This is a genomic window from Promicromonospora citrea (assembly GCF_013004695.1).
Lineage (GTDB): Bacteria > Actinomycetota > Actinomycetes > Actinomycetales > Cellulomonadaceae > Promicromonospora > Promicromonospora citrea.
Genome location: NZ_JABEMG010000017.1, coordinates 38219 through 51647, shown reverse-complemented (window position 1 = coordinate 51647; position 13429 = coordinate 38219). Strand labels below are relative to the sequence as shown.

Annotated in this window: 14 protein-coding genes; 2 read left to right on the top strand and 12 right to left on the bottom strand. The window is 75.4% G+C overall.

The window, feature by feature from the left end:
* Window positions 1-2778 (bottom strand): exodeoxyribonuclease V subunit gamma (gene recC, locus HLB15_RS05630; protein ID WP_171104323.1); only part of this gene is annotated, 2778 nt, incomplete at its 3' end.
* Between the two features lie 15 nt (window positions 2779-2793).
* Window positions 2794-3177 carry a helix-turn-helix transcriptional regulator gene (locus HLB15_RS05625; RefSeq protein WP_171104322.1) on the bottom strand — a complete coding sequence of 128 codons (384 nt, stop codon included), beginning with the start codon at window positions 3175-3177 and terminating at the stop codon, window positions 2794-2796.
* 149 nt (window positions 3178-3326) lie between these two features.
* Between HLB15_RS05625 and HLB15_RS05620 the strand changes: the two genes are divergently transcribed.
* Window positions 3327-3590 (top strand): hypothetical protein, encoded by a 264-nt coding sequence (locus HLB15_RS05620; RefSeq protein ID WP_171104321.1) that lies wholly within the window; start codon window positions 3327-3329, stop codon window positions 3588-3590.
* A 304-nt stretch (window positions 3591-3894) separates the two neighbouring features.
* Here HLB15_RS05620 and HLB15_RS24485 read toward each other — a convergent pair whose 3' ends face one another.
* Together HLB15_RS24485 and HLB15_RS05615 are read right to left on the bottom strand one after the other, a co-directional pair.
* Window positions 3895-4023, bottom strand: coding sequence for a hypothetical protein (locus HLB15_RS24485; RefSeq protein ID WP_268241009.1), 129 nt, complete (start codon window positions 4021-4023; stop codon window positions 3895-3897).
* A gap of 135 nt (window positions 4024-4158) precedes the next feature.
* Window positions 4159-4653, bottom strand: a complete 495-nt coding sequence (locus HLB15_RS05615) for a GNAT family N-acetyltransferase (RefSeq protein ID WP_171104320.1) — start codon at window positions 4651-4653, stop codon at window positions 4159-4161.
* Window positions 4654-4872: 219 nt separating this feature from the next.
* On the opposite strand from HLB15_RS05615, the gene HLB15_RS05610 reads away from it, so the two are divergent.
* A complete protein-coding gene (locus HLB15_RS05610) occupies window positions 4873-5190 on the top strand; it encodes an EthD family reductase (protein WP_171104319.1) in 318 nt (105 codons plus the stop codon).
* A gap of 123 nt (window positions 5191-5313) precedes the next feature.
* On the opposite strand, the gene HLB15_RS05605 is transcribed toward HLB15_RS05610, so the two are convergent.
* The 8 genes from HLB15_RS05605 to HLB15_RS05570 all read right to left on the bottom strand — a co-directional run bounded on the left by HLB15_RS05605 (window position 5314) and on the right by HLB15_RS05570 (window position 13428).
* Window positions 5314-6774, bottom strand: a complete 1461-nt coding sequence (locus HLB15_RS05605; RefSeq protein ID WP_171104318.1) for an AMP-binding protein — start codon at window positions 6772-6774, stop codon at window positions 5314-5316.
* Window positions 6725-7909: an MSMEG_0565 family glycosyltransferase gene (locus tag HLB15_RS05600; protein WP_171104317.1), complete on the bottom strand. Its 1185-nt coding sequence runs from the start codon at window positions 7907-7909 to the stop codon at window positions 6725-6727. Before HLB15_RS05600 ends, HLB15_RS05605 begins: the two co-directional genes overlap by 50 nt.
* 10 nt (window positions 7910-7919) lie before the next feature.
* The gene (locus HLB15_RS05595) at window positions 7920-8801 is read right to left on the bottom strand and encodes a carbon-nitrogen hydrolase family protein (protein WP_171104316.1); all 882 of its coding nucleotides are present in this window, start codon (window positions 8799-8801) and stop codon (window positions 7920-7922) included.
* 22 nt (window positions 8802-8823) lie between these two features.
* The gene (locus HLB15_RS05590) at window positions 8824-10149 is read right to left on the bottom strand and encodes an MSMEG_0569 family flavin-dependent oxidoreductase (protein ID WP_171104315.1); all 1326 of its coding nucleotides are present in this window, start codon (window positions 10147-10149) and stop codon (window positions 8824-8826) included.
* On the bottom strand, window positions 10146-10499 hold the full coding sequence (locus tag HLB15_RS05585; RefSeq protein WP_171104314.1) for an MSMEG_0570 family nitrogen starvation response protein: 354 nt from the start codon (window positions 10497-10499) through the stop codon (window positions 10146-10148). The genes HLB15_RS05590 and HLB15_RS05585 overlap by 4 nt, the downstream gene beginning before the upstream one ends.
* Complete coding sequence (locus HLB15_RS05580; RefSeq protein ID WP_229785748.1) at window positions 10492-11394, bottom strand: carbon-nitrogen hydrolase family protein; 903 nt, start codon at window positions 11392-11394, stop codon at window positions 10492-10494. Before HLB15_RS05580 ends, HLB15_RS05585 begins: the two co-directional genes overlap by 8 nt.
* 19 nt (window positions 11395-11413) lie before the next feature.
* Window positions 11414-11935, bottom strand: a complete 522-nt coding sequence (locus HLB15_RS05575) for an MSMEG_0572/Sll0783 family nitrogen starvation response protein (RefSeq protein ID WP_171104313.1) — start codon at window positions 11933-11935, stop codon at window positions 11414-11416.
* A gap of 74 nt (window positions 11936-12009) precedes the next feature.
* Entirely contained in the window at window positions 12010-13428 is a 1419-nt protein-coding gene (locus HLB15_RS05570; RefSeq protein ID WP_171104312.1) for an MSMEG_0567/sll0787 family protein, read from the bottom strand.
* Window position 13429: the final 1 nt, after the last annotated feature.

Genomic DNA, 13429 nt, shown 5'->3' with positions numbered 1-13429 from the left:
CTCTTCCGATCTCCCGGCGGCGCGGACCAGGAGGCGCCAGCCGAGCCGCCCGGGTGGCAGGCGGCCGCGGCGCCACTCCTTCTGCACGGCGTCGTCGAGGGTGGTGCCGCGCAGCACGTCGTGCAGCACCCGCTCGCCGACCGCCCAGCGGCCGAGCCCGTCGAGCTCGACGGGCAGGCCGTCGTCGAGAGGGTCCTCCTGCCAGGCCCGGCCGACGTCGAGCCGCTGCACGAGGAAGCCCCGGACCGGTGAGCGGTAGAACCTCAGCAGGTCGTCCAGCCCGACGACGTCGTCCGCGCCGCCGGCGACGCCGGGTCCGCCCGCGGGCGCCGGGGCGAGCGGCCCGTCGAGGAACGGGGGCGCCGGGGTGCGCGGGCCTGCGGCGGCGCGGGCGCCGGCCAGCGCGGCCCGGTCGAACGTGAAGGCTCTGCCGGGCACGAGGGCGCCGGGCTCGACGGTGCGCCGGTCGAAGGGCTGCAGCGGGTGCCGCACGGTCACCGCGGCCGCGACGGGGCGGCCGTCGGGGGTGCGGGCGGTCTCGTCCAGGGCGTCGAGCAGCTCACCGAGCGGGACGGCGGGCGGGCGCTCCTGGCCGGAGTACTCGTCAGCGCCGCTGTAGGTGATCACGAGGTGCTCGGTGGCGGCGAGGATCGCGTCGAGGAAGAGCTGGCGGTCCTCGCTGCGCGGGTCGCGCTCGCCGGTGCGGGGCTCGCGGGCGAGCAGGTCGTCGCCGTCGGTGGCACCGACGCGCGGGAAGACGCCGTCGTCGAGGCCCAGCAGGGCGATGACGCGGTGCGGGACCGACCGCATGGGCACGAGGGTGGCGACGGTGAGGGTGCCGGTACGGAAGTTGGCGCGCGTGGGGCGGCCGGCGAGACGGTCGGCGAGCAGCGCGCGCACGTCGGGCAGGCGCAGGGGCACGCCGTGGTCGGTGGCGTCGGTGCGCACGCGGGTGAGCTCGCGCCGCACCTGGGCGAGCTGCCACGCGTCCGCGGCCGGCACGGTGGTGAGCGTGGCGACGCCGTCCTCGAGCGTGGCGAGCCAGTGGCCGAGGGGGTGCTCGCCCGTGAGCGCGTCGGTGACGTCGCGCAGCCGCTCGACGAGCTCGGTGAGGCGTCCGACGAGCTCGACCTGCCCGCTGCCGACGTCGTCCAGCGGCAGGGTGCGCTCGAGCCAGGTGCCGGTGTCGTCGGACATCGCGACGCCGGCCAGCAGCCGGTCGACACCCTCCTGCCAGGTCCCGGTCGCGTAGTCGGCGAGCCCGACGTCGGCGCGGTGCGCGCCGTCGAAGCCCCACCGCACGCCCGTCTCGCGCGCCCAGGTCGCGAGCTGCTCGAGGTCGTCGTCCCGCAGCCCGAACCGCCGGCGCACGGGCCCGGCGTGGGCGAGGTCGAGCACGTCGCCCACGCCGGCCCGCCCGCCGGCGAGGTCGAGCAGGCGCACGACGACCGCGAGCAGCGGGTTGGTGCGGTCCAGGGCGCGGTCGGCGAGCCGCACCCGCAGCCCGTGGGCGGGGTGGCCCTGCGGCCCGACGACGTCGGCCAGGCCGAACGCGGCCGTGACCAGGGGCGCGTAGGTCTCGATGTCGGGGCACATGACGAGCACGTCGCGCGGCTCGAGGGTCGGGTCGTCGGCGAGCAGGCCGAGCAGCACGTCCCGCAGCACCTCGACCTGCCGGGCCGGGCCGTGGCACGCGTGCACCTGCACGGAGCGGTCCTCCGCGCCGAGGACGCGGGCGCCGCTGTCCCCGACCGTGTCGGCCCGCAGGTCGTCCTGCAACCAGGTCAGCAGGTTCGCCGGGCGGGCGGGCCCGGGGGCCGTGACCGGTTCGTCGCGCGGGTCGATCGCCGACAGGGTCCGCTGCAGCTCGCGCGTGTCGCGGCCGAGCGTGGCCAGCAGGCGGTGACCGACCAGCTCGTGCGAGCGGTCCTGCGCACGATCGATCGGGCCGGACGCAGGGCCGGACGCAGGGTCGGACGCCAGCGCCGACCAGAGCGCGTCCGACGGGTGCGGGAGCCACAGGTGCACGTCGCGGTGCTCACCCAGGGCGGCGACGAGCTCGACCTCCGTGGCGGCCAGGCGCGTGTGCCCGAACAGGGACAGGCGCTCGGGCAGGTCGACGGTGCCGGGGGCGGTGCGCAGCCGGTCGAGGACAGCGGCGTGGCGCACGTGCGGCGGGTCGGCGTCGACCCGCTCGGCCAGGGCCCGCCACAGGGGCGGCTGCCAGGCCAGGTCGGCCGGCACCGGGCGGCCGCACCCGTCGGTGTCCCTGCCCTGCGCCCAGTCGGCGACAAGCTGCGGGCGCTGCGCCGCGTAGCCCGCCATGAGGCGGGCGAGGCGACGTGCCACGGACAGCCGGCGGCCGCGCCGCAGATCGCCCTCCTCCCCGGGCACGCCGTGCCCCAGGTGCTGGGCGAGCAGCGCGGCCCACGGCTCGTCGAGGCTCGCGTCGATCGCGGTCAGCAGCGGCCAGGTCAGTGCGTCGGGCGCCCAGGGGTCCGTGTCCGGGCTCGTGCCTGCCTCGCCGCGCAGCCCCGCGACCTCGGCGAACAGCGACCCGGGCGAGCGCAGGTCGACCCCGGCGCAGACGCCGTCGTCCCGGCCCGGGGCCGCGCCGAGGCGGTGGCTCAGGCGCTGCGCGAGCCAGCGCTCGACGCCACGGGCGGGCACGACGACGACCTCGGTCGCGAAGGGGTCGGCCAGGGGGACGGCCAGCAGGTCCCCGAGCCCCTGCGCGAGGAGGTCGGTGCGCGGGGCCCGGTGGAGCACGACTGCCATCGGGCCAACGTATCGCTACGCCACACCGTCCGCGCGGTCCTCGGCGGCCGGCGTCCCCACGGCGGGCGCGGCCGCCGTCACCCGGTCGGCGACGACGGCGCACGCCGCCGCGGCGTACCGGCGCGGCGGCATGCCGTGGAACTCCCGGAACGCCGACGCGAAGTGCGACGGCGAGGTGTACCCGACCCGGTCGGCGACCTGCGCGATGGTCAGCTCGCCCTCCACGAGCAGCGCGGCGGCCTGGTCGAGGCGCAGGCGCTTGAGGTACTGGTACGGGCTGCAGCCCAGCGCCGTCGCGAACATCGCGGTGAGGGCCGACGGGCTCACCCCGACGTGCGCCGCCAGGTCGGCGACGGTCAGCGGCCGCGCCAGGTTCTCGCGGAGGAAGTCGGTCAGCACGGTGATGACGTCGTGGCTCGAGCTCTACCCGTCCGGCGTGCCGGGTCCCGCCGAGGCCGCAGGACGAGCCGTGCGCGCCCTCGTCGACGCGCTCCCCTGCGCACGCCCGGGGAACTGAGCCCGGCCGCCGCGTCAGGCATGCTGTACCCATGTCCGCAACGCAGCCCGCGCCCCGGCGCCTGCCCACGCCCCCCACGGTGATCACCGACGACAGCGAGGTGCGCTTCGTCTCCGGCACCGACCAGTTCGCGCTCCGTCTCAAGGACGGTCACCTGCACGTGCGCGCGATCGACGCCGACGGCGGCGAGGTCCAGCTCGCCGTGATCCCGACGTCGCGCAGCACCGTCAACCTGCAGATCGAGCGGCCCACGGCGTCCGGGCCCGTCCCGGTGGAGGGGCCGACGTTGCGCTGACGTCCGGCGTGCGGGCCGGCGCGCCGGTGCGACGTCACTCCCGGGCATCGCGCACGGTCGACGACGTCTACCCTCCGCACCACGCCCGGGGCGCGATGCCCGGGAGGAGCGGCTCACCGACGCCCTGGGCTCGCACTCCACGTCGGTGTCGCTGCTCGGGCGGCTCGCCCTGAGCAAGCCCGGCGACCCGCAGGACGACGTGACCTCGGGCGTCCCCGTCAGGCTGGCCGGCGGGGCGTGACGTCCGCGGCACAGGACCAGGGGCGCCCTGTCCTGACGTGACCGGCCGGGAGTCGCAGGCCGCTCAGTCCGGACCCTGCGCGATCGCGCGCAGGAACAGCGCCCGCTGCTCCTCGGCGGCCACGTCCCACCTGGGAGAGCCCGTCGCGGGGGCGTCGACGTCGAGCTCCACCTGCGCCACGGCGTGCCCCACGAGTTCGACTCGATCGCACCCGAGACGGACGTCGCCCGGCGGGCCGTCGCCGACCGGGTCCGGGCCCTGCGCTCGCTCTGAGCCGACGCCCCGGTTCCTGACTGCCGGCGCCCGCCGGCGGTCAGGAACCGCTCGTCAGAGCTCCAGCGTGTACCGCAGCACCGGCTGCCCCGACGGCGTGCGCCGCACCGGCCCGCCCGACGAGCGCCATCCCCTGCTCTCGTAGAGCCTGCGGGCCGGCACGTTGGACCCCAGCACGTGCAGGACGGCGCCGGTCACCCCGGTGACAGCGCGCGTGCGTCCGGTCACGGCGTCGAGCAGCCTGCCGCCCAGCCCTTGCCCCTGCGCCCGGACGGACACGGCGAGGAGGGCGAGGTAGGCGGAGGCGGGAGGGTCGCCGGCGTCGCCCCCGGTGCCCGGCCGGAGCATGAGCCCGAAGCCGGCGGGGCCGCCCTCGGCGTCGCGCGCGACGACCCAGGCCAGCGGCGGGTGCGACAGCTTGCGGGCGGCCCGTTCCCGCACCGAGGCCGGCAGGTCGGCGACCGCCGTCCCGTCCCGCTCGGCGACCGCCGCGACCCACAGGTCCAGGCACGCGTCGGTGTCCGCGGGTCCTCCGTCGTGGCAGCGCACGAACGCACCCTAGCGAAAGCCCGCTCCGCCCGGGGCGCGGGAGCCGCCACCAGAGCGTCACCGCGACGACCGCGTGACGACGCACACGACGAAGGACCCGACCGGCGTTCCCTTTGACCGGTGCACCGGAGCGACGTAGAGTGACTAGTACGTCTACATGAGAACGACGTCCACACGGGGCGACCCGCGCGGCCCTCGGCACACAGAGAGAGAACCACCATGCCCACCAAGGTCGAGATCATCATCGACAACCTCGAGTCCCCCGAGTCGTTCGAGGCCGCCCTCCCGGACATCCTCGACAAGGCCCGCGCCCTGCCCGGGATCCGCAGCCTCGAGTCGGCTCGGGTCTGGCCCAAGGAGGACGGCACCCCGACGCCGGCCTACCGCACCCTCGCCCTGCTCTTCGACGGCTACGACGAGGCGTCCGCCGCCACGGCGACGGCCGAGGGCGGCGCCTTCTTCGGCGCCGTGATCGGAGCGACCGGTGGCAAGATCACCGGCCTCTTCCTCGACGTGGAGGACACGGCGGGCCGCTGACCGCCGGGCAACAGGCGCCGGGCAACAGGCGACGGGCACCGGGCCTGCCCTGGCCCCGACGGCACGGCGGGCCCCCTGCGCACGCACGACGAGGCCCCGACCTGTCAGGTCGGGGCCTCGGCCCTACCAACCCGCCTCGTGCCGCAGTGCACTGCGCCTGACCTTGCCCGCGTCGTCCCGCACCGGCCGGTCCGTGACCCGTACCCGCGCGGGACGGCGCGCCGGGTCCAGCCGCGCGGCGGCGAAGGCCCGCACCTCGTCACCGTAGACGGTCGCGCCCCCGACGTCGACGACGGCCTCCACCCGCTGCCCGAGCTCGTCGTCGGGCACGCCGTACGCCACCGCGCCGCGGACCGCGGGGTGAGTCTCCAGGACGCGCTCGACCTCGACGGGGTAGACCTTCTCCCCGCCGCGCACGATGACGTCGTCGGCCCGGTCTGTGACCCAGAGCCACCCGTCGGCGTCCAGGTGCCCCAGGTCGCCCAGCGTGTCCCACCCGTCGGAACGCCTGCGCCCGGTGCTGCCCAGATAGCGGTAGGTCGGCTCGGCGCCGCGGCGCAGCCACACCTGCCCCGTCTCCCCCGGCGCCGCGTCGGACCCGTCCTCGCGCAGCACCCGTACCTCTGTCCCGCCGACGGGACGCCCGACGCTCCCCGGGCGCGCCAGCCACTGCGTGCCGGTGATCATCGTGAGGCCGTTGGACTCGCTGCCCGCGTAGACCTCGACGACGCGTTCCGGGCCGAGCCAGTCCAGCACGGCACGCTTGAGCGCGGGGGCGCACGGTGCACCCAGGTGCAGCACGGTCCGAAGGGTCCGGAGCCGCTCAGGGTCCCGCTCGGAGGCGGGCAGCCGCATGAGGCGGTGCAGCATCGTGGGGACCAGGAGTGCCCAGGTGACTCCGTGCCGCTCGACGGCGTCGAGCACGGCGCGCTCGTCGAACCGGGGCAGGATCACCAGCCGGTGCCCGGTGAGCAGCCCGCGGAAGGCGTAGGTGAACGTGGCCGAGTGCGTGAGCGGGCCGGCGACGAGCTGCGTGGCACGCAACGGCAGGAAGGGCGCGACCGGGCGCTCCGGGTCGAGCAGGGCGGGCGCGGTGGAGAGCACCACCTTGGGCCGGCCCGTGCTGCCGGAGGACGTCGGAGCCCTCCAGGAGCGCGCCCACGCGTCCGGCAGCGGCCCGGCGTCGGGCTCGTCGCGCGGGCCGGTCCGGTCGGGAAGGCCGCCGAGGACCGGCAGGCTGGGCACCCCGTCGGCCTCGAACCCGATGGCCAGCGCGGGCCGCGCCGCTGCCACCACCGCGGCCCGCTCCTGCTCGGTCAGGCCGCGGGAGACGGGCTGCGGCGTGGCACCGGCCTTCCATACGGCGACGCACGCCACGAGCATGTCGAACCCGTTGGGCAGCGCGACGGTGACCAGGTCGTCACGGCGCACGCCGCGTCCGAGCAGCACCCGCGCCCAGCGGGTGGCGGCCGTCTCGAGCCCTGCTGCGGTGAGCTCGCCGGCGCGCCCGGCGACGGCGACCACGCGGCCGGGGTCAGCCTCGGCGAGCCGGGTGACGATCCGTGAGATCGACAGTCTGGCCACCGTCACCTCCCCGCTCGACCACCCGCTCGTAGAAGAGCTCGTGGGCGGCGGCGGCCCGCGCCCAGCTGTGCCGCTCCGCCAGCGCCCGGCCGGCCGCCAGGTCCACGGGTGACGCCCCGGCCACGGCGGCGGCGAGCGCGGCGGCGATCTGCGGCACGTCGACGGCGTACGTCACGCGGTCGCCGAAGACCTCACGGGTGACGGGCAGGTTGCGGGCCACGACCGGCACACCGGCGGCGAGCGCCTCCATCGCGGCCAGGCCGAAGCCCTCCTTGGTGGAGACGAAGCCGAGGGCGGCAGCGGCGGCGACCAAGGACGGCACCTCGTCGTCCGCGAGCGTGCCCAGGACGACGGGGGTGATGCCGAGCTCAGCGGCCCGCCGGTCGAACGCCTCGCGGTAGGGGCGGTAGTCGAAGAGGGTCTCGCCACCGCCGAGGACCAGGCTCAGGTCGGGGTGGTCGGCGCGCAGCAGCGCGAAGGCCTCCAGCAGGTCGACCGTGCCCTTGCGGGGCTCGATGCCACCGAGGGCGAGCACGTACCGGCCGAGCCGGGCGCGCCATCGGGCCCGGTCGGCCGCGCCGTCGAGACCGGCGGCGCGTGCGAAGCGGGCGGCGTCGACTCCGTTCGGGATGACGGTGGGCGCGAGGCCGTAGTCCCGGGTGACCTCGGCGGCGACGGCCCCCGAGACGCACAGCCGAGCGTCCGGCCGGACGATCGCGTCCCGGTGGCACTCCACGAGGCGTGGCGTGGTGAAGTCGTCGAGGTGGTGCACGGTGCGCACGATCGGGGGCGATGCTCCGGGTCCGGTGGCGGACAGGGCAGCGAACAGGGCGTTGGCGGAGATGCAGTCCTGGGCGTGCACGACGTCGTGGCCCCCAGGTTCGAAGGCGGCCGCCATGGTCCGGATGGAGCGTTCGATGCGGTCGCCGACGGGCTCGTCGTCGCGCGCGTCGAACGGCACCACCCGGACCTCCACGGCCGGGTCGACGGCACGGAAGAACGCGGCGTCCCCGCCACGGCCCAGAGTCCACACGGTGACCTCGTGCCCGCGGTGGGCGAGCGCCTCGGCGAGGGCGAGGGTGTGCACGACGCCACCGCGGGGCCGGGTCGAGTAGGTGGTCAGTGCGATGCGCATCGTGCTCCGTTCAGGGGACGGTGGGGTCCGGGGCCGGCGTGGTGCGACGGGTGAGGGCGTAGGCGCTCTCGACCCGGTCACGCAGGTGGTCCATCGTGCGGCGGGCACGAGCGATGTCGGCCTCGATGTCGGCGGTCGCGACGGCGAGGCCACCCTTGGCCCAGGTCTTGGCCACGATCTCGCCTGCCGGGTCGACCACCTTGGCCTGGCCGAGGAACCGGAGCCCGCCGAGCACGCCCGTCTGGTTGGCGGAGACCAGGTAGAGCTGGTTCTCGGCCGCGCGGGCGCAGTCGTACAGGTCGAAGAGGTGGGCCTGGCGGTCGTTGCGCAGGCGGTCCGAGCGGTCGGTGACGCTCGCCGGCCAGGCGCTGAGGCAGGCGATGACCTGGGCGTCGTCCAGGGCGAGCGACCGCGCGGACTCGGGGAAGGTCTTGTCGAAGTCGATGAGCATGCCGAGCCGGCCGACGGGGGTGTCGAAGGCATCGAAGCGGGTCCCCGGCCGGTATGCCTGAGACTCGCCGAGCGGCAGATGCACCTTGCGGTGCACTCCGAGGAGGCCGTCGCCGTGCACGCAGACGGCCGTGTTGTACCGGACCTCCGTGCCGTCGTCGACGCGGACCCGCTCGGCGATGCCGAAGCAGACCACCATGTCGCCCGCCATGCCCTGGACCGCCGCGACCTCGGGCCCGTCGAGGTCGACAGCGGGCGGCAGCGAGTCGCCTCCGGGGTGGTACATGTCGTGCAGGTACCCGCCGATCGTGGCGTCCGGCAGGACCAGCAGGTCGACGCCGCGCTCGCGCGCCTGATCGATGATGCCGGGGAGCTTGGCGAGGGTGCGATCGACGTCGCGGCCGAAGTGCGCCGCGACAGCGCCCATGGTCGTCGTAGGCATGTCCGACAGCGTAGGTCGTCGGTCATCCGGCGGCGGGCAGCGGGATGGCGTCGGCGGGCCCGCCCCAGCCCGAGCCCGACCGCCAGGACGCGATCTCTGCCGCGACGTGGCCGGCGTCCTGCGCGATGCCGAGAAACCGGCCGGAGCCCCACGTGTGCAGCCACGGCAGGCCGACGAAGGCGAGGCCCGCGACCGGGCTCAGGCCCCTGGCGTGCCGGGGGTGCCCCTCGTGGTCGAGGACGGCGGGCGCCAGGTCGCCGAGCCACGACCAGTCCGCGCGGAACCCCACGGACCACACGACCGCGGCGAGCCGGGTCACGTCGAGCCGCTCCGGTTCGGTCTCCGGCCGCCAGACCGGGCGGTACCGGTCCTCGACGGGTGCGTCGATGCCCTGCTGCTCGATCCACCGGTCGATGTCGTCCTTGATGGACTCGGCGACGGAGTCGGCGTGGTCGAGGTCGTGGGCGAGCGTAGGAGCGAAGGTGAGCTCCGGGCCCGCGGTCACACCGTCGACCGTGCCGTCGGTCATGCCCGTGGCCCTGCCGTACAGGCGCATCCCCCGCCGCGCGAAGTCACGCAGGTCGATGTCGCGCCCGCCGTCGCGCCCGGTCACGTAGTGGTTGGTCGACTCCCGCTTGGCCAGGCCCCGGGCCGCGACGGGCACGTCGTACAGGCCCATCTCCGCGAGCCAGGTCATGCAGTCCTTGCCGCGGTACCGGCGGGCGACGCGCGGCGCCCGACCGACGGACAGGTGCACCTCACGGCCGGCGAGGAGCAGGTCCTCCGCGATCTGGGTACCGGACTGCCCGGTCCCGACCACGAGGACGGGGCCCTCCGGGAGGCGGTCCGCCGTGCGGTACTCGTGCGAGTGCACCTGCACGACGTGCTCGGGCAGGCCGTCGGCCCACGCGGGGACGACCGGGAGGTGGTACCCGCCGACGGCGGCCACGACGGCGTCGGCCGAGACCGTCCCGGCCGTCGTCGCGACGGCGAACCCACCACCCGCCCGGGCCGCGAGCCGGGTCACCGCGACCCCCTCCGCCACGGGCGCGTCGAACGTGTCGGCGTACCGGCGCACCCACGCGTAGACCTCGTCGCGCCCCATGAAGCCGTCGGGATCGGGGCCCTCGTACGCGTAGCCCGGCAGGCGGCACTGCCAGTTCGGCGTGACCAGGGTGAACGCGTCCCAGCGCCCGTCGCGCCACTCGTGCGCCACGGTGTCCCGCTCGACCACCACGTGGTCGACGCCGGCGCCGACCAGGTGGTGGCTCAGCGCCAGACCGGCCTGCCCGCCGCCGACGACGACCACCTCGTGGTGCGCACCGTCCACCACCTGCGCCGCCCTCATCGTGCGCCGTCCTCGGTGGGTCCGGCAGACACGGGTCCCGCCGAGGTGGTTCCCGCCGGCGCAGTCAGCGGCGGCTCCATCGCGAGCACCTCGACCTCGCCGTCCTCCTCGAACATCGACGCCGTCGTCCGGATCTCGGCCTCCTGCAGCGCGGCAGAAGCGCACCCCATGCCGTACCGGGCACGGACGCGGTCGCTCGCCTCCTGCAGGGCGCGGGAGGACCGGGCCACGAAGTCGGCCACGCGGTAGCGCCCGCCGACCTCGAGGTGGTCGTGCACCACCAGGCTCGGCGAGTAGCAGCTCGCCGTCGAACCGTCGGGCCAGCGGACCTCGAACGTCATCTCAGGCATGGGCGACCGCCTTCCACCCGGAGGACTGCGGGGTGTCCCGCTCGGTGACCGCCGCGTACACGTCCGGGCGCCGGTCGCGCAGGTGGAACATGCCGCCCCGCATGGCACGGAACGTGGCGTCGACGTCGATCTCCGCGACCGCGAGGCCTGCGCCCAGGAGGGTCGTGGCCAGCACGTTCCCGCCGGGGTCGACTATTTTGGCGTTGCCGACGTAGCGCAGCGAGCCGAAGGTGCCGGACTGGTTGGAGGCGATCCAGAACACCTGGTTGTCCAGCGCCCGCGCGGCGTCGAACAGGTTGAAGCGATAGGTCCAGCGGTCCTGCTGCAGGTCCTCCGCCGTCGCGGTACGGGCAGCAGGCCACGCCGACAGGCTCACCACGATCTCGGCGCCGTCCAGCGCGAGCGCCCGCGCGGCCTCGGGGAACGCCTTGTCGTAGCAGATCTGCAGGCCCACCCGCCCGACCGGGGTGTCGAACGCACGGTAGGTGTCGCCGGCGGCGTACGACATGTTCTCGCCCAGCGGCTGGTGCACCTTGCGGTAGGACCCGTAGACGCGGTCCCCGTCGAGGCAGACCGCCGCGTTGTACCGGGTCTCGCCGTCGTCGCCCAGCTCGCAGAAGCCGATGCAGACCACCGTGGTGCCCGCGAGCGCCTGGACGCGCTGGATCTCCGGCCCGTCCAGGCGGATCGCGGGCGGCAGTGAGCGGTTCGTCGTGCGCACCGTGTCCCCGTGGTTGCCGAGCGAGGACAGGTACCCGCCGATGGCCGCCTCCGGGAAGACGACGAGCTGGGCGCCCTGAGCGCGCGCCTCGCCCAGGAGCTGCTCGACGAGGGCGAAGTTCTGCTCGAGGTCTCGGGTGAAGTTGGCCGACACGGCGGCCGCGATGATGCTCACTGCGGGTCCTCCGGTCGGGTCAGAGGTTGTAGGTGGAGTTGATGATCGCGCCCTTGCGCGCGTAGTGGATCACGGCGTCCTGCACGTCGAGCGGGTGCGCGGGGATCACGCCCTCGATGAGGTCCTCCTCGCGGGCGCCGTGCAGCGAGAGGCCGAACCGGCAGCAGAACACGGTGCCGCCCTCGCCGATGAACGTCTTGAGGGCGTCGTTGATGTTCTGCTCGCCGGGGAAGGCGCTGTCGCCGGTGGTGGGGAACCCGCGCGTGTCGAGGGCGTTGATCGCGCCGGGGCCGTAGAAGTAGATGGCGGACTCGAAGCCCTTCCGCAGCGCACGGGTGGCCTGGAGGATGGCGACGAAGCTCACCGAGGACTCGTGTGCGATGCCGTGCACGAGCGTGAAGTACGCCTGGCCGGGCTCGGCCTGGTAGTCGGGGAAGATCTTGGTCGAGCCGTACAGGTTGCTGCCCTTGGGCAGCGACGGGTGCGGGATCTCCGCCAGAGAGGCGTCGATGCGGGCCTGGATCTGCTCGTCGAACGACATGTCTTCGTGCTCCTTGGTAGGTGGGTGCGGTCGTGCAGCCCTGCGGGTGGTGCAGCTGGAACGGGTCGTACGGATCAGGCGGGCCCGAGGCCCGTCGCGGCCCCGGGGACGGCGACGGTGGTCACGCCGTCGGGCCAGCGCAGGCGGACCCCGGGGTCGGTCGTCAGCTCGCCGCACTCGGCCGTTGTGGCGAGGGGCGAGCTCATCCGGCCGGCCCCCGGCGGGTCGGCGGTGACGACGGCGTAGCCGGGGAAGCAGGTCAGCCACTCCCCCGTCGCGGCGCCGGGCGGCGCGGGCACGGCGGCGACGTCGATGACGGCGCCGGTGCCCGACGCCTCGGCGAGCATCGCGGTCGTACCCACCATCCCGGCCATGCTCACGTCCTTGGCGGCGTGCGGGCGGGCCGCGCGGACGACGTCCGCCAGGTGCCGCAGCTCGGCCGACGTGCGGGAGGACGTGGAGTCCCACTGCCTGCCCTCGAACCCCCGGCGCCAGCGCCCGCTCAGGTCGGCGGTGAGGGACAGGGCGTGCCCGGCCCTGCCTCCCCCTCCGGGAACGGGTCGGTCGGTGCGGCCGAGTGCCGTGACCGACAGCGACGGCGGGACGCCGAGCTGGGTGTGCCCGCCGAGGACCGGTACGCCCCAGGCCTGCGACCCGCTGTGCAGGCCGTTGAGCACCCGGCGCGCGAAGGAGGCCGTGGGGGCGCCGAGCGCGTCGGTGAGGCCGACGGGCACCGCGCCCATCGCACCGAGGTCGTTGACGTTGACCAGCACGGCGCACCAGCCGGCCCACTCCGGGTCGCGTTCGACCAGGGCGGGCAGGATGGCGTCGCACGCGGCGACCAGGTCGGTGCCCGGCACCGGTGCGCCGTCGTCGCCGACGAACCCCGTGCCGCCCAGGGCGCCCGGGCCGGCGTGTGCGCGCAGCGGTTCGAGGATCCCGGCGAGCCCTGCCTTGGTGGCGGTCACGAGGTCCGCGATCCCGCTCATGGGCCACCGCATGCGCACGTGCGGCTCGCCGTGCAGGTCGTGTGCACCCCAGGCCTGCCAGCCCAGCCGTTCGAAGAGCACGCGGTTGCGGGTCTGGACGGTGGCCTCGAACCGCAGCACGCCCAGCTCTGCCGCGCGGGCGCACGCGGCCCGCACCAGCGCCGCGCCGATACCTCCCGCGCGACGCGCCCCGGGTGCGACGACGAGCCTGCTGCCGGTCCACCACCCGATGTCCCTCCCTGCCGCGTCGAGGGCGGCGGGCGCCGGGGCGATCCGGACGCCGCCGAGCACGCGGTCGTCGGCGTCGACCGCGACCAGCACCTCCGTGCGCTCGTCGTCGTCGACCCGGTCGCGGTCCTGGCCGGCGAACAGGCCCTGCTCCACGACGAACGCGTCGCGGCGCAGCGTGCGGTAGGCGGCCAGGTGGCGCCGCTCCGCGGGGCGGACGGTCCAGGCGGTGACGGCGGGCAGCGACCGGCCGGCGAGAGAGGGGACGTCGAGCACG